Consider the following 16,239-nt stretch of genomic DNA (forward strand, 5'->3'; position numbering starts at 1 on the left):
CTATGCGGCCCGCCAGGTACACATTGCAAGGGTTTTAGAGTTGTCTACACGTGAACGCGATACGTTCGACTCGATTGTCGAGCGCGAAAAAGGCCTGCAACGGGGGTTGGGCGCGGGCCAGATGACGATGATCGCCATTGGCGGCGCCATCGGAACCGGTCTCTTCCTCGGTAGTGCATTTGCCATTGGATTTGCAGGACCGGCCGTGCTCGTGTCGTATGCAATTGGCGCATTGATCGCGCTGCTGCTGATGGGCGCGCTTGCCGAGATGACGGTCGCGCATCCCACCTCGGGCTCGTTCGGCGCCTACGCCGGGCATTACATCGGTCCGCTCGCCGGTTTTGTGGTGCGCTATGCGTACTGGTCCGCCTACGTGCTCGCCGTGGGCACCGAAGTTTCGGCCATCGCGGTCTACATGAAGTACTGGTTTCCGGCGGTGCCCGGCGCGTGGTGGATCGTCGCTTTCTCGGCGCTCCTGATCGGCGTGAACGCCATGAGCGTGCGCGCGTATGGCGCCATCGAATATGCGTTTTCCAGCTTGAAGATTGCTGCGATTGCGGCGTTCATCGTGCTGGGTAGCTGGTTCGTCTGGCGGGCGCCCACAGGGTCGGGCGTGGGCCTGGCCAATTACACGTCGCACGGCGGCTGGCTACCGAAAGGATGGTGGGGCGTTTGGGTAGGCACCGTCGTGTCGCTCTTCAGCTACCTCGGCGTCGAGACCATTGCTGTGGCCGCCGCCGAGGCGCGCGACCCGCAGCGTGCCGTGACGCGCGCGTTTCGCGCCACGCTCGTGCGGCTCGTGCTGTTTTACCTCGTGACGCTCGCGCTGATGCTCGCCATCGTTCCCTGGACTCAGGCCGGCGCGGACCAAAGTCCCTTCGTGAAGGTGATGGCCGCGACGGGCGTGCCGTACGCTGCAGGCGCCATCAACTTCGTGATACTCGTGGCGGCGCTTTCCGCCATGAACAGCCAGCTCTACATTACGACGCGGATGATGTTCAGCCTCTCGCGCGCAGGCTATGCGCCGGGCCGCTTCGGGCGGCTCAACGGGCACGGCGTGCCCACCGCAGCACTCTGGCTCTCGACCATCGGCATTGCGGTTGCCGCCGTGGTGAATGCGCTGTACCCGCAGACCGCGTTTCCGCTGATGATGTCGATCGCCATGTTCGGCGCGATGTTCACGTGGCTGATGATTTTCGTCACGCACCTCTTTTTCCGGCGCCGCTACGCGGGGCCCGCACCCGCGTTTCGGATGCGCCTGCATCCGGTCGGCAGCGTGGCCGGTGCCGTGTTGATGGCTGCAGTGCTCATCGCTACGGCGTTCACGCGCGAATTCAGGATGACGCTCGTGTACGGCTTCGCGTTCCTGGTCGTGCTGATTGCGGCTTACGCACTGTGGTATCGGCGGGGCGCGCCGCAGCAGTAACCACGGGCGCAAGGTCCGCCCACCGTGCACTTCCTCAATGCTTGCCGGTGCTGCCGAATCCGCCCGCGCCGCGCTCGCTCGTCTCGAATTCATCGACGATGTTGAACTGCGCCTGCACGACCGGCACGATCACGAGCTGCGCGAGCCGTTCCATCGGATTGAGCGTGAACGTGGTGTGGCCGCGGTTCCACGTCGAGATCATCAGTTCGCCCTGGTAGTCCGAATCGATCAGCCCCACCAGGTTGCCCAGCACGATGCCGTGTTTGTGGCCGAGGCCCGACCGCGGCAGGATGAGCGCCGCGTAGCCTGGATCCGCCAGATGAATGGCGAGGCCCGTCGGCACGAGCGCGGTCTGGCCAGGTTCGAGCGAGAGCGGCTTGTCGAGGCAGGCGCGCAGGTCGAGCCCCGCGCTGCCGGGCGTCGCGTACTGGGGAAGCTGGTCGCGCATGCGCGCATCAAGAATCTTCAGGTCGAGTTTCATTGACGTTTCTGGTTCGTGGTGGATATCAAAGGCTTCGTCGGGTGCAACACGTGGGTCAGCGCGGCAACTGGAACGCCTGCGCCAGCAGTTCATACGAACGCAGCCGCGCGGCGTAGCTACCGGCGACCGTCAGCACGATCAGTTCGTTGGCCTGGAACTGTTCCTGCAGCGCATACAGTCTTTCCGTGACCTTTTCCGGCGTGCCGATGATGCTGCGCGGCTTCTCGCGGTCGATCACAAGCTGCTCGCGCTCGCCGTACTCCTGCGCGAGACCTTGCTCGGTGCTCGGAATGGGCGCGTTCAGACCATAAGCCATTTGCACGCGGCGCAGATCGACCGCTTTTTCGAGGTCGGCAGCTTGCTGTTCCGTGTCCGCGCAGATCACGAATACGGCGGCGGCCAGCCAGGGCTGCGCTTCGTGGCCTGCCGTAAAACGCTCACGGTAGGCGTTGGCGACCAGATGACCGAAGTGCGCGTTGATGAAGTGCGCGAACGCGAGGCGGATGCCGAGCTGCGCCGCGAGCGCGCCGCCGAACTCGCTGGAACCCAACATCCAGAGCTGCGGACGCGTGTCGATCTGCGGTTGGAGCACAACGCCGTGAGCCAGGTGGTCGGCAGGCAGCGTGCCGTCCATCAGCCTCACGAGGTCCGTCACCTGTTGCGCGAACAATTCGCCGCGGTTGTAGTCGCCCGCCGCCACAGCCTGCGCGGTACGCATGTCGCCGCCCGGTGCGCGGCCCACGCCGAGATCGACGCGATTCGGGAACAGTGCTTCAAGCATGAGGAACTGTTCGGCGACTTTGAACGGGCTGTAGTAAGGCAGCATGATGCCGCCCGAGCCAATGCGGATGCGCTTCGTCACGCTGCCAATCCGCGCGAGCATCACTTCGGGACAAGGATTCGCGACGCCGAGCAGCCCATGATGCTCCGCGCACCAGTAGCGCGTATAGCCGAGGTCATCGGCGAGCTGGGCGAGTTCCAGGGTGGCCGCGATAGCGTCCGCCGTTGAATGCCCGGCGATCACGGGCGTTTGATCGAGCACGGAAAGTAGCGTCATGGCGTTGCGCTCCTGGGGCTGACTGGGCGGATGAATTCGCGAATGAGCTAACAGACGGGTGGCCGGCAAGCGTGCGGGTGAGCGTGAGCGGTTGGGCAACGCTGCACGTTCGCGGCCTTGCTGGCGGCGACGACTCCCGGCCTTGACTCTTGGCTCCGACTCGCGACCTTCAACTCGCGCGCTACGAAATGAGGCTCGTGTCGGGCAGCCGTTTCGCAATCTCGGCGATCAGCGTGCTGGCGAGTGCCTGCTTGTCCGCGCGCGGCAGCTTCGTTTGCCCGCTGGCTTCGAACAACACGACTTCGTTGTCGTCGCGGCCGAACGTGAGCGGCCCGAGGTTGCCGATCAGAAGCGGCACGTTCTTGCGCGCGCGCTTTTCTTCACCATGCACGTCGAGGTCGCCGCTTTCCGCCGCGAAGCCGACGCAGAACGGCGGATGCGGCAGCCTCGCCACGGCCGCGAGAATGTCGGGGTTCTCGACGAACGTGAACGACGGCAGACGGTGGTCGGCCGTCTTCTTGATCTTGTGATCGCTCGCGTGATCGACGCGCCAGTCCGCCACCGCGGCCACGGCGATGAAGATGTCGTAGTCGGGCACCGCGCGCATCACGGCGTCGTGCATTTGCTGCGCGGTCTGCACGTCTTCGCGGAAGACGCCCCAAGGCGTATCGAGGGCGACCGGACCCGCGACGAGATGCACGTCCGCGCCGGCCTGTTGCGCGGCGCGCGCGAGCGCGAAGCCCATCTTGCCGCTCGAACGGTTGGTGATGCCGCGCACGGGATCGATAGGCTCGAACGTGGGGCCCGCGGTGAGCAACACGCGACGTCCGGCCAGCACCTTCGGCGCGAAGAACGAGGCGATGGCCTCATAGACGGCTTCAGGTTCGAGCATGCGACCGTCGCCCACTTCGCCGCACGCCTGCGGGCCCGAATCCGGCCCGAGCGTTTCGACGCCATCCGCACGCAGTTGCGCCACGTTGCGTTGCGTCGCCGGATTGGCCCACATCTGCCGGTTCATCGCCGGCACGACCAGCAGCGGACACTCGCGCGCCACACAGAGCGTGGTGAGCAGGTCGTCGGCCATGCCGTGTGCGAGCTTCGCGAGAAAGTCGGTGGAGGCAGGGGCGATTACGATGGCGTCCGCTTCACGCGACAGGTCGATGTGCGCCATGTTGTTCGGCACGCGCGCGTCCCACTGGCTCGTGTAGACCGGACGGCCCGAGAGCGCCTGCATGGTGACAGGCGTGATGAATTGCGTGGCCGCTTCGGTCATCACGACCTGCACGGTGGCGCCCGCTTTGACCAGAAGGCGCGTGAGCTCGGCGATCTTGTAGCAGGCGATGCCGCCTGTCATGCCGAGCACGAGATGTTTTCCAGCGAGTTCAGCGGTTGCCAAGGCAGGTCTCCGACACTCACGCCACGCCGGCGAGTGCGCCGGCGGCCGTTGCACTGGGGCGCGAACGCCCCACGTTTCTCAGACGCTCAGCGGCGTGCGCCTAGCGCGAGCCGCGTACGCGCCGCAATTCGTCGAACACGAGCAGCGCGGCGCCGATCGTGATCGCGCTGTCGGCGAGGTTGAACGCCGGCCAGTGCCATGCGCGCACGTGGAAATCGAGGAAGTCGATCACGTGGCCATACGCGAGCCGATCGATCACGTTGCCGAGCGCCCCGCCCAGAATCAGCGAAAGCGCGGTGCAGAAGAGCCGCTGTGCCGCGTGGCGCTTGAGCAGATAGCAGATCACGAGTGCCGCCACGATGCCGAGCGCGGTGAACGCCCAGCGCTGCCAGCCGCCGGCCGCCGCGAGGAAGCTGAACGCGGCGCCGCGGTTGTACACCAGCACGAGGTTGAAGAATGGCGTTATCACGCGTCCTTCGCCGTAGGCGAACACCTTCGCGATGGCGATCTTCGTGAGCTGGTCGCAGAGAATTACGATCAGCGCCACGCCCAGCCAGGGCGCCAGCGAACCGCCGGCTCGCTTCGAAAGGGTTCTGGCCATTATGCCGCGCTCCTCGTTTCGCCGCCGCCGAACAGGTTTGTCACGCACCGGCCGCACAGCGTCGGGTGCGCCGCGTCCACGCCCACGTCGGCGCGGTAGTGCCAGCAGCGCTCGCACTTCAGGTACTTCGAGGTGATCACCTCGACGCCTTCGTCCGCTTCGTTTTCCACCTTCGCGACCGTTGCCGCCGAGGTGATGAGCACGAACTTGAGGTCGTCGCCGAGGCTCGCGAGCGCGTCGTAGCGCGCGCCGCTCGCGCGAATCTCGACTTCGGCCTGCAGCGACGAGCCGATCAGGTTCGCCACGCGCGCTTCTTCGAGCGCCTTGGTGACGTCGCCGCGCACCGCGCGCAGCAGCGTCCATTTTTCGATCAGCACGGCGGCGTCGGGCACGTCTGGGAACGCGTGGAACGTTTCGGTGAAGATGGTTTCGCTGTTCGGCTGGAACACCTTCCACGCTTCTTCGGCCGTGAACGAGAGGAACGGCGCCATCACGCGCAGCAGGCTGTGCGTGACGTGATAGAGCGCGGTCTGCGCGACGCGGCGCGCGGTTGAATCCGGCGCGCTCGTGTAGAGGCGGTCCTTCAGCACGTCGAGGTAGAAGCCGCCCATGTCTTCGGAGCAGAACGTGAGCAGCTTCGCCACCACCGGGTGGAACTCGTAGCGGTCGTAGTGCGCGAGCACGTCGCCCTGCAAACCGGCCGTGAGTGCGACGGCGTATCGGTCGATCTCGAGCCATTCCGAGACCGGCCGCGCGTGCTTGCCGAAGTCGAAGTCCGAGAGGTTCGCGAGCAGGAAGCGCAGCGTGTTGCGAATGCGCCGGTAGCTTTCCGTCACGCGCTTCAGGATTTCTTCGGAGATCGCCAGTTCGCCGGAATAGTCCGTCGACGCGATCCACAAGCGGATGATTTCGGCGCCCAGGCGGTTGGCCACTTCATGCGGGTCCACGCCGTTGCCGAGCGACTTGCTCATCTTGCGGCCTTCGCCGTCCACGGTGAAGCCGTGGGTGAGCAGCGCGTCATAGGGCGGCCGGCCGTCGAGCATCGACGCCGTGAGCAGCGACGAGTGGAACCAGCCGCGGTGCTGGTCGGAGCCTTCCAGGTAGAGGTCGGCGGGGAACTGCAGCTCGTTTGCGTGCGAGCCGCGCAGCACGTGCCAGTGCGTCGTGCCGGAGTCGAACCACACGTCGAGCGTGTCGCGGTTCTTTTCGTAGAGGTTCGCGTCGTCGCCAATCAGCTCGCGCGGATCGAGCGACTGCCACGCCTCGATGCCCGCCACCTCGACGCGCTTTGCCACTTCTTCGAGCAGCTCCAGCGTGCGCGGATGCAGCTCGCCGGTTTCCTTGTGCACGAAGAACGCCATCGGCACGCCCCATTGGCGCTGGCGCGAGAGCGTCCAGTCCGGTCGATTCGCGATCATCGCGTAGAGGCGCTGCTTGCCCCAGGAGGGATAGAACGCGGTGGCCTCGATGCCTTCCAGCGCCGTTTCGCGCAGCGTCTTGCCGCCGCCCTTCGGCGTGACGTCCATGCCGGCGAACCACTGCGAGGTGGCGCGATAGATGATGGGCGTCTTGTGGCGCCAGCAGTGCATGTAGCTGTGCGTGTACTTTTCGCTGCGCAAAAGCGTGCCTGCGGCCTGCAGCGCTTCGACCACCTTCGGATTCGCGCTCCAGATCGACAGACCACCGAAGAGCGGCAGCGACTCGATGTAGCGGCCATCGCCCATCACGGGGTTGATGATGTCGGAGTCGGCCATGCCGTGCGCCTTGCACGACACGAAGTCTTCCACGCCGTAGGCGGGCGACGAGTGGACGATGCCGGTGCCGGTGTCGGTCGTGACGTAGTCGCCGAGATAGACGGGCGACGTACGCCGGTAGCCCGGATGCGCCGACGCGAGCGGATGATGGAAACGCAGGCCCGCGAGCTTCGCGCCCGGCGCGGTTGCCAGGGTGCGGCCTTCCAGGCCGAAGTCCTTGAGGCACGCCTCGACGCGTTCCTCGGCAAAAATCAGCAGCCCGCGCGACGTATCGACGAGCGCGTAGACGATCTCGGGATGCAGGTTTAGCGCCTGGTTGGCGGGAATGGTCCACGGCGTCGTGGTCCAGATGACGATGCCGCCTTCGGCGCGCGGCAGCGCCGTGAGCCCGAACGCGTGCGCCGTCTTTTCCGGCTCGGCGAAGGGGAAGACGACGTCGATGGTCGGGTCGGTCTTGTCCTTGTACTCGACTTCCGCTTCCGCAAGTGCCGAGCCGCAGTCGAAGCACCAGTTCACGGGCTTCAAGCCCCGGAACACGTAGCCCTTTTCCATGATCTTCGCGAGGGCGCGGATCTCGTTCGCCTCGTTCACGAAGTTCATGGTCTTGTAGGGGTTGTCCCAGTCGCCCAGCACGCCGAGACGCCGGAAGCCCTTCTTCTGCGTTTCGATCTGGCCGGCCGCGTATTCGCGCGCCTTCTGCATTACTTCGGTGGCGGGCAGCGACTTGCCGAACTGCTTTTCGATCTGGATTTCGATGGGCATGCCGTGGCAGTCCCAGCCCGGCACGTAGACCGCGTCATAGCCCGCCAGGTTGCGCGCCTTGACGATCATGTCCTTGAGGATCTTGTTCACCGCGTGGCCGAGGTGAATGTCGCCGTTCGCGTAGGGCGGGCCGTCGTGCAGGATGAATTTCTTGCGGCCTTTGCTGGCGGCGCGGATCTTTTCGTAGATCTTCCGCTCCTGCCATTCCTTGACCCACTGCGGCTCGCGCCTGGGCAGGTCGCCACGCATGGGAAACGGCGTGTCGAGCAGGTTGACCGGGTATTTCGCCTCGGCTTTGGAACTGGATTTCTTGTCGCTCATGGTCAGATCACGGTGAATTCGGGTGACGCGGTGACGCGTGGTGTTCGGTGCTTAAGGAGGCGCGGGCGGCCGGACAGAGGTCCGTCATACGCCAGCGGCTGGCTCGCTGCGGGCATGGGGCCCAACGCGGTGGGCGGCACAGGTCGGCGTGAGCCGGGTTACGTGTGCGAGCCCGGCGTAGGCGCCGCGATCATCTAATTCGGTCGGTGGCCGACGTGGCGAAGCCGGTGGCGCGGCTACCGGGGGCGTCGGCGCCCGCCGCGGCGAACCACTCGCGCGCATGGACGACGTCGCGTGCAATGGCTGCGGTCAGCGTTTCGAGGTCGACGTACTTTTCCTCGTCGCGCAGCTTCTTCAGGAATTCGACGCGCACGAGCTTGCCATACGCGTCGCCATGCCAGTCGAGCAGATGCACTTCGAGCAGCACGCGCCCCGAGTCGTCCACGGTGGGCCGCAGGCCGAGGCTCGCCACGCCCGGCAGCGGCTCGTCTTCGACGCCGTGCACGCGCACGACGAAGATGCCGGCCAGCGCGGGCCGCTTGTGGGCGATGGGCAGGTTCAGCGTCGGGAAACCGAGGTCGCGCCCCAGCTTGAGGCCATGCACCACGTGCCCGCTGATGACGTACGGCCGGCCGAGCGCCGCGCGGGCCGCATCGAGGTCGCCCGCCACGAGCGCGGCGCGCACGCCGGAGCTCGAAATGCGGGCACCCGACGGATCCGCGATGGTGGGCATCTGCTCCACTTCGAAGCCGTAGCGGTTACCGGCCGCCTTGAGCGACACGAAGTCGCCCGCGCGCTTTGCGCCGTAGCGGAAGTCGTCGCCGATCATCACCCAGCGCGCGTGCAGGCCGCTCACGATGATGCGTTCCACGAAGGCGTCCGGCGACTGGCTCGCGAAGGTGTGGTTGAAGTGCTCGACGACAACGCGGTCCACGCCGTTCGTGCGCAGCGCCTCCAGCTTGTCGCGCAGCATGGCGATGCGCGGCGGAGCGCTGGCGGGATTGAAGAATTCGCGGGGATGCGGCTCGAAGGTCATGACGCAGACCGGCAGGCCGCGCGCGTCGGCTGCGGCGCGCGCACGCGCGAGCAGTTCCTGATGTCCGCGGTGGACACCGTCGAAATTGCCGATGGTGAGTGCGCAGGGCGCGCGGCTCTCGGCATTGGGAAGACCGCGGAAGACTCTCACGATAGCGGGCAGGCAGTTAGCGTGCGAACGGACGGGGGATGAGCACGACGGCCTCAGGGCCGCACGACGAAACAGGAGATTATAAACGCTCAGGCGCGCCCCCGCCGCCGTGGCACGGTTTTTGGCTGGCCCGGATGATAAAATCCCCGGATGAAAAATCTCGTGATCCTGATTTCAGGGCGGGGCAGCAACATGGAGGCCATCGTGCGGGCCTCCTCGCGTGAAGCGTGGCCGGCGCGTGTCGTCGCCGTGATTGCCAACCGCCCGGAGGCCGCCGGCCTCACATTCGCGGCGGCGCACGGCATCGCCACCGCGGTGGTGGACCACCGCCAGTTCCCGGACCGCGAATCGTTCGACGCCGCGCTTGCGCGCGAAATCGACGGCTTCGCGCCCGACCTCGTCGTGCTGGCCGGCTTCATGCGCGTGCTCACGGCGGGCTTCGTCGATCGCTACGCGGGCCGCATGCTCAACGTCCATCCTTCGCTGTTGCCCAGCTTTCCGGGGCTCAAGACCCACCAGCAGGCGCTCGACGCCGGCGTGCGCGTGCACGGCGCGTCGGTGCATTTCGTCACCTCGCAACTCGATCACGGGCCGATCGTTGCCCAAGCCGTGGTGCCGGTGCGCACCGGCGACGACCCCGCCGCCCTTGCTGCACGCGTGCTTGCCGCCGAGCACGTCGTTTATCCGCGCGCCGTGCGCTGGTTCGTCGAAGGGCGCCTCGCGCTCGACGGCCTGCGCGTCACCGTCACGCCGCCCGAGCCGCAATGGTTCTTTGCCGACGAAGCAGCCGCTGCTTCGGCCGATACACAATCCACCACCGGGGAGGGCACATGAGGCTCCATGGTTTCCTGATCGGACAGATCGAAACGCTGCTGGCCGAAGTGCTCAAATTCGCCGGTCCCGCCGATGCGGTCACGAGCCGCTTCTTCCGTGCGCATCCGAAGCTCGGGCATGCCGAGCGCGGCATCATCGCCGAAGCGGTGTTCGCGGTTCTGCGACGTCGCATGGAGTTCGCGAACCTGGCTGAAAGCGGCACGGGCAACCCGGCGCGGCGGCTCGCGCTGCTGGGCCTGATGCAGACCGTGGGGCGCTCGGCGGTGCGTCCGTTCGTCTCGGACGACGAGGCGCAATGGCTCGAGCGTGTGGCGAAGGTCGATCCGGCCAGTTTGCCGCTGCGTGTGCAGATGAACCTGCCCGAGTGGATCGTGAAGTCGCTGGAAAGCCGCTTCGATGCCGCCGAACTCGGTCAGCTCGCCGCGGCGCTCAACTACCCGGCGCCGCTCGACCTGCGCGCCAACGTGATGAAGGCGACGCGCGACCAGGTGATCGCCGCACTTGCCTCGGCCGGCATCGAGGCCGGCGAGACGCCGTTCGCACCGTCCGGCGTGCGCGTGACCGGCAAGCCGGCGCTCACGAAGCTCGACGCCTTCCAGAAGGGCTGGATCGAAGTGCAGGACGAAGGCAGCCAGCTGCTGTGCTCGCTCGTCGCACCGCGCCGCGGCGAGATGATCGTCGACTTTTGCGCGGGTGCCGGCGGCAAGACGCTCGCGCTCGGCGCGGCGATGCGCTCCTCGGGCCGTCTTTACGCCTTCGACGTGTCGGAGCGCCGGCTCGCCAAGCTCAAGCCGCGGCTGGCGCGCAGTGGCTTGTCGAACGTGAATCCCGTGCTGATCGACAGCGAACACGACGCGAAGATCAAGCGCCTCGCGGGCAAGATCGACCGCGTGCTGGTGGACGCGCCGTGCAGCGGGCTCGGCACGCTGCGCCGCAATCCCGATCTGAAGTGGCGGCAGACGCCGGAGTCGGTGGCGGAACTCACGCCCAAGCAGGCGTCCATTCTCGCGAGCGCCGCGCGGCTCGTGAAGAAGGGCGGCCGGCTCGTCTACGCAACGTGCAGCCTGCTCGAAGCGGAGAACGAGGCCATCGTCACGCAGTTCCTCGCCGACCATCCCGACTTTGCGCTGGTGAGCGCGAAGGACGTACTGGCAGAGCAGCGCATCGATCTGGACACAGGCGACTACCTCTCGCTGTGGCCTCACCGGCACGGCACCGACGGGTTTTTCGCGGCGGTGCTGGAGCGCCGCGGGGCGGCGGCAGGGACGGCGGCAGGCGTGGCGACAGACGCAGCGGCCGTAAAACAGTAAGCGGCGATTGCCGCTCCGCGGTAATCCCGGGGCGGCGCAGCGAGCAGACAGACCATGCAGAACCGTTTGTTTTCCCACATGCTCGGCGACGTGGTGCGCGACTACGGGCAGCCGGTCATCCTCTGGCAGGCCGGGCTGCTGCTCGCGGCGCTCGTCGTTGCCTGGTTCGTTGCGCGGGTAGTGCGGCACGCGCTCGACCTGCGGCGTCAGACGCGCTACGAGTCGCTGCGGTTCGGCGCCGAAAGCCTCAACCGGGCGTTCTTTCCGCTCGTGGGTGCGGCGGTGGTGTGGGTTACCTCGGTGGTCGCGAGCCAGTTCATCCATACCTCGCTGCTCGACCTCGCACTCGTGCCGCTGTTCGGCATCGGGCTCATCTACATTGCGTTTTTCGTGGCGCGGCGCGTGTTCGGTCGCGACGGCGAGACGCACGTGTGGCTCGGCATCGTCGAGAAGGTTGTGTCGCTCGTCGTGTGGGTGGGCATGGTGCTTACCGTGATCGGCGTGCAGGACGACGTGATGACGTGGATGAGCGCCGTGCGCTTTCGCGTCGGCAACGTGCACCTGACGCTGCTCTCGCTCTGCAGCGGCTTGCTGTGGGTCGCAGTGACGATGATCGTGGCCGTCTGGGCCGGCGCGGCGCTCGAAGACCGGCTGATGCGGTCCACGACGCTCGACGCGAATCTCAAGGTGGTGCTCGCGCGCGTGGGACGTGCGCTCCTCATGCTGGCGGCGGTGCTCATGAGCCTGTCGCTCGTGGGCATCGACGTCACGGTGCTGGGCGTATTCGGCGGCGCGCTCGGCGTGGGGCTCGGCTTCGGCTTGCAGAAGATCGCGAGCAACTATGTGTCGGGCTTCATCATCCTGATCGACCGGTCGCTGCGCATTGGCGACGCGATCACGGTGGGTGGCTTGCAGGGGCGTGTCACGCAGATCCGCACGCGCTACACCGTTGTGCGCGGCCTCGACGGCACGGAAACGCTCGTGCCGAACGAAAAGCTGATTACCGACGTCGTGCAGAACCAGTCGTCGTTCCTCACGCGCGGCCGGGCCGCGCTGCCCGTGCAGGTCGCGTACACGGCGAACATCGAGCAGGCGATGGCGCTGCTTGTGGAGGCGACGCGCGACGTGCCGCGCGTGCTCGACGATCCGGCGCCCGCCGCCTATCTCGTGGGCTTCGGCGCGGACGGCATCAACCTGGAAGTGGGTTTCTGGATCGACAATGCCGCCGACGGCACGGCTGCGGTGCGTTCTGCCGTGAACCTCAACATCTGGCGGCTCTTCGAGCAGAACGGCATTTCGATCCCCTACGCGCAGCGCGAGGTGCGCATCGTCGGCAGCGGGGGCAGCGACATAGTGTCGCAAGTCGCGGCCGTTACGGACCGTACGGTCGTCGATGGGTCCGCTGCTGCGGCACCCTGAACGCGCCTGCTGGCGAGTCGGCTCGGTGCGGCATGGGCTTTGCAACCGCTTTGCAGCCGCGTACTCGCGTCCAGCTCGCGAGGAGAGTGGCGCTGACGGCGAAGAAGGCGATGCAGTGGCGTCGCAGCTTGCGTTCTGTCCCCGTAGTAAGGTTGCTGGCGTTGTCTGCGTACAAAAAAACCTCCTTTGTTACAAACACTTGGAGCGCTTCGAGTAGAATGCGGCTACCCGGTTGATGCTTTCACTTCCTTGACAGCTGCGCTGTCTCCGGCCGGGCCGTTTCCTCCGTTTTCCGTTTCACAGGTAGAGTGCCTTGTTGAATTCCTTGCTCGATTTTCTGGCCCACGGACTGCTGCGCTTTTCGTGGTGGCAAATCCTGCTTTTCACGCTCGCGGTGACGCACGTCACGATCGTCGGCGTAACGGTTTACCTCCATCGCTGCCAGGCGCATCGCGCGCTCGATCTGCATCCCGCCGCAGCGCATTTCTTCCGCCTCTGGTTGTGGATGACCACGGGCATGCTCACTGGCCAATGGGCGGCGATCCATCGCAAGCACCATGCAAAGTGCGAAACCGAAGAAGACCCGCATAGCCCGCAGACGCGCGGCATCTGGAAGGTGCTGCTCGAAGGCGCCGAACTGTATCGCGCCGAGGCGAAGAACGAAGAGACGATGCGCCGCTTCAGCCATGGCACGCCGAACGATTGGATCGAGCGCAACGTGTACACGCGCTACCCGATCCTCGGCGTGAGCCTGATGATGGTGATCGACGTCGCGCTCTTCGGTGTAGTTGGACTCAGCGTGTGGGCCGTGCAGATGGTGTGGATTCCCTTCTGGGCAGCCGGCGTCGTCAACGGGCTCGCGCACTTCTGGGGCTACCGCAACTTCAATTCGGCCGACGCGAGCACCAACATCTTTCCGCTTGGCATCCTCATCGGCGGCGAAGAGCTGCACAACAACCACCACACGTTCGCGACTTCCGCGAAGCTGTCGAGCAAGTGGTTCGAGTTCGATATCGGCTGGATGTATATCCGGCTGATGTCGGCCGTCGGTCTCGCGAAGGTCAAGAAGGTGGCGCCTACACCGCGCCTCGCGAAGGGCAAGATGGTGCTCGACCAGGACACGCTGCAGGCCGTGCTTTCCAACCGGTACGAAGTGATGGCGCGCTACGCGAAGACCGTCAAGCGTGCGTATCGCCAGGAACTCGCGCACCTCAAGGAAATGGGGGCGCGCGAGAAGTATCAGCTCATGCGCAGTGCACGCAAATGGTTCCACAAGGACGAAGCGGGCCTTGACGAGCCGCAGCGCCGCCAGTTGCCGCAGATCTTCGCGAATAGCCAGAAGCTGCGCACGTTCATCGAACTGCGCAACGAACTGGCGGCGATCTGGGAACGCTCCAACGCGTCGCGCGAACAACTGCTTGCGCAGCTCCAGGACTGGTGCCACCGTGCCGAGCAAAGCGGCATCAAGGCGCTCCAGGAATTCGCCATGCGCCTGCGCCGGTACGCCTGAGCAGAAAATCCAAAATCCATTAAAATTTGAAGACGTCACAAAACCCCGCGTTGGCGGGGTTTTGCTTTTTGGGCTGCCGGCCTCATATGGGTTTTTGTAAAGCCTGACAGGGCAGGCGGCATCGGCAGGGCAGAGGAGATCATGAGTCAGCCAATCAGGAGCGTCGAGTACGACCGCCCGCAGGGCGCGGTGTGCAGCGTCGGGCAAGCCTGGGCGAGGGTGCCGGACGCGCCGTCGGCCGCGGAAAAGGCCGGGCTGAAGGCTCGCATCCGCACGCTGCTCGCGCGGGAAAAAGCGGTGCTCGTCGCGCACTACTACGTGGACGCGGAGCTGCAGGAGCTTGCCGACGAGACTGGCGGTTGTGTGGCGGATTCGCTCGAGATGGCGCGCTTCGGGCGCGATCACGACGCCGATACGCTCGTTGTGGCAGGTGTGCGATTCATGGGCGAAACGGCGAAGATTCTGAGCCCGGGCAAACGCGTGCTGATGCCCGATCTCGATGCGACGTGTTCGCTCGATCTCGGTTGTCCGGTGGACGAATTCTCGGCGTTTTGCGACGCGCACCCGGACCGCACCGTGGTCGTGTACGCAAACACGAGCGCTGCCGTGAAGGCGCGGGCCGACTGGATGGTGACGTCGTCGATCGGGCTGGAGATCGTTGCGGACCTGCACGCACGCGGCGAAAAGCTGATCTGGGCGCCGGACCGCCATCTGGGCAGCTACATCCAGAAGAAGACGGGGGCCGACATGCTGCTGTGGCAGGGCTCGTGCCTCGTTCACGACGAATTCAAGGGGATCGAACTCGATCTGCTGCGCGAGCAATACCCGGACGCGAAGGTGCTCGTGCATCCCGAGTCGCCGGCAAGCGTCGTCGCGCTGGCCGACGTGGTGGGTTCGACCACGCAACTGATCGACGCGGCGCGCAAGCTCGACGCGACGCACTTCATCGTGGCGACGGACCTCGGCATCCTGCACAAGATGCGTCTTGCTGCGCCGGGCAAGACATTCATCGAGGCACCCACGGCCGGCAATAGCGCCACCTGCAAGAGCTGCGCGCACTGCCCCTGGATGGCGATGAATGGCCTTGCGAATCTGGCTGATGTGCTGGAGCGCGGCCACAACGAGATTTTCGTGGACCCGTCCATCGCCGTGCGGGCGAAGTTGCCGATCGACCGCATGCTGGACTTCGCCGCACGTCACAAGACGCGCGTGCAGGCGAGCGGCGACCTCGCGCGCGACGCATCGCTCTTCTCCAACGTGGGAGCGGCTTGATGGGTGCGCTCGAACTGATTGGCGTGGACGCTGTTTCGCCGCTCTATCCGGCCGTTCGCGCGCAATACGGCGACGCCTTCGACGCCGCGCTGACGCGCAATGTGGCGGATGCTCTGGCGGAAGACGTCGGTACGGGCGACGTGACGGGGCGCCTCGTACCCGCAGACGGCATGCGCGACGCGCGCATCATCGTGCGCGAAGAGGCTGTCCTGTGTGGCGTGCTGTGGTTCGACAAGGTGATGGCGAGCGTCGATGCTCGCATCGAAGTGCGCTGGCACTACCGTGAAGGCGACCGGATGGCGGCCGATTCGGTGGTGTGCACGATGCGCGGTCCGGCGCGCGGACTACTCACGGCCGAGCGCAACGCGCTCAATTTTCTGCAGTTGCTCTCGGGTGTGGCGACCGCAACACGGCGCTACGTCGACGCGATCGCTCACACGCGCACCAGCATTCTCGACACGCGCAAGACGTTGCCCGGTTTGCGGCTCGCACAAAAATACGCGGTGCGGGTGGGCGGCGGCGCGAACCAGCGGCTTGCGCTCTACGACGGCATTCTGATCAAGGAAAACCACATTGCAGCGGCGGGCGGTGTGGGCGCCGCCATGGACGCCGCCCTTGCGTTGCAGTCCGGCGTGTCGATCCAGATCGAGGTGGAAACGCTGGAGCAGCTGGAAATGGCGCTCGCGCACGGTGCTACGTCGATTCTGCTGGACAACTTTTCGTTCGAAGCGATGCGCGAAGCGGTGCGCATCACGGCCGGACGGGCGGTGCTCGAGGTTTCGGGCGGGGTCAATTTCGACACGGTCCGCACGATTGCCGAAACGGGTGTGGACCGGGTGTCCATCGGCGCGCTCACGAAAGACGTGCGCGCGACCGATTACTCCATGCGTATCGTCTGAGCCGACATGGC

13 protein-coding genes are annotated in these 16,239 nt (G+C 65.8%); 7 read left to right on the forward strand and 6 right to left on the reverse strand.

The window, feature by feature from the left end; genetic code table 11:
* Positions 1 to 40 precede the first annotated feature (40 nt).
* Positions 41 to 1,426, forward strand: coding sequence for an amino acid permease (locus tag PKKP23_RS18105; protein WP_240659055.1), 1,386 nt, complete (start codon positions 41 to 43; stop codon positions 1,424 to 1,426).
* Positions 1,427 to 1,460: 34 nt separating this feature from the next.
* Here PKKP23_RS18105 and dut read toward each other — a convergent pair whose 3' ends face one another.
* From dut to PKKP23_RS18135, 6 genes are all read right to left on the reverse strand, one after another.
* Positions 1,461 to 1,907 carry a dUTP diphosphatase gene (gene dut / locus PKKP23_RS18110; RefSeq protein ID WP_017776806.1) on the reverse strand — a complete coding sequence of 149 codons (447 nt, stop codon included), beginning with the start codon at positions 1,905 to 1,907 and terminating at the stop codon, positions 1,461 to 1,463.
* A 55-nt stretch (positions 1,908 to 1,962) separates the two neighbouring features.
* The gene (locus PKKP23_RS18115) at positions 1,963 to 2,964 is read right to left on the reverse strand and encodes an LLM class flavin-dependent oxidoreductase (protein WP_126877912.1); all 1,002 of its coding nucleotides are present in this window, start codon (positions 2,962 to 2,964) and stop codon (positions 1,963 to 1,965) included.
* 181 nt (positions 2,965 to 3,145) lie between these two features.
* Positions 3,146 to 4,360, reverse strand: a complete 1,215-nt coding sequence (gene coaBC / locus PKKP23_RS18120; RefSeq protein ID WP_126877913.1) for a bifunctional phosphopantothenoylcysteine decarboxylase/phosphopantothenate--cysteine ligase CoaBC — start codon at positions 4,358 to 4,360, stop codon at positions 3,146 to 3,148.
* Positions 4,361 to 4,460: 100 nt separating this feature from the next.
* Entirely contained in the window at positions 4,461 to 4,961 is a 501-nt protein-coding gene (gene lspA, locus PKKP23_RS18125) for a signal peptidase II (RefSeq protein ID WP_017776803.1), read from the reverse strand.
* A complete protein-coding gene (gene ileS / locus PKKP23_RS18130; protein WP_126877914.1) occupies positions 4,961 to 7,798 on the reverse strand; it encodes an isoleucine--tRNA ligase in 2,838 nt (945 codons plus the stop codon). The genes lspA and ileS overlap by 1 nt, the downstream gene beginning before the upstream one ends.
* A 190-nt stretch (positions 7,799 to 7,988) precedes the next feature.
* Entirely contained in the window at positions 7,989 to 8,984 is a 996-nt protein-coding gene (locus PKKP23_RS18135; protein ID WP_017776801.1) for a bifunctional riboflavin kinase/FAD synthetase, read from the reverse strand.
* A 150-nt stretch (positions 8,985 to 9,134) separates the two neighbouring features.
* Here PKKP23_RS18135 and purN point away from each other — a divergent pair, with 150 nt between their 5' ends.
* The 6 genes from purN to nadC all read left to right on the forward strand — a co-directional run bounded on the left by purN (position 9,135) and on the right by nadC (position 16,228).
* Positions 9,135 to 9,818 (forward strand): phosphoribosylglycinamide formyltransferase, encoded by a 684-nt coding sequence (gene purN / locus PKKP23_RS18140; RefSeq protein WP_126877915.1) that lies wholly within the window; start codon positions 9,135 to 9,137, stop codon positions 9,816 to 9,818.
* The gene (locus PKKP23_RS18145) at positions 9,815 to 11,128 is read left to right on the forward strand and encodes an RsmB/NOP family class I SAM-dependent RNA methyltransferase (RefSeq protein WP_126877916.1); all 1,314 of its coding nucleotides are present in this window, start codon (positions 9,815 to 9,817) and stop codon (positions 11,126 to 11,128) included. Before purN ends, PKKP23_RS18145 begins: the two co-directional genes overlap by 4 nt.
* 54 nt (positions 11,129 to 11,182) lie before the next feature.
* Positions 11,183 to 12,547 (forward strand): mechanosensitive ion channel family protein, encoded by a 1,365-nt coding sequence (locus PKKP23_RS18150; RefSeq protein WP_126877917.1) that lies wholly within the window; start codon positions 11,183 to 11,185, stop codon positions 12,545 to 12,547.
* A gap of 313 nt (positions 12,548 to 12,860) precedes the next feature.
* Complete coding sequence (locus PKKP23_RS18155; RefSeq protein WP_026121848.1) at positions 12,861 to 14,057, forward strand: DesA family fatty acid desaturase; 1,197 nt, start codon at positions 12,861 to 12,863, stop codon at positions 14,055 to 14,057.
* Positions 14,058 to 14,198: 141 nt separating this feature from the next.
* Complete coding sequence (gene nadA, locus PKKP23_RS18160; RefSeq protein WP_126877918.1) at positions 14,199 to 15,329, forward strand: quinolinate synthase NadA; 1,131 nt, start codon at positions 14,199 to 14,201, stop codon at positions 15,327 to 15,329.
* Positions 15,329 to 16,228, forward strand: a complete 900-nt coding sequence (gene nadC / locus PKKP23_RS18165) for a carboxylating nicotinate-nucleotide diphosphorylase (RefSeq protein ID WP_017776795.1) — start codon at positions 15,329 to 15,331, stop codon at positions 16,226 to 16,228. The genes nadA and nadC overlap by 1 nt, the downstream gene beginning before the upstream one ends.
* Positions 16,229 to 16,239 lie beyond the last annotated feature (11 nt).

This window comes from Paraburkholderia kururiensis JCM 10599 = LMG 19447, from assembly GCF_003986935.1.
Classification (GTDB): domain Bacteria; phylum Pseudomonadota; class Gammaproteobacteria; order Burkholderiales; family Burkholderiaceae; genus Paraburkholderia; species Paraburkholderia kururiensis.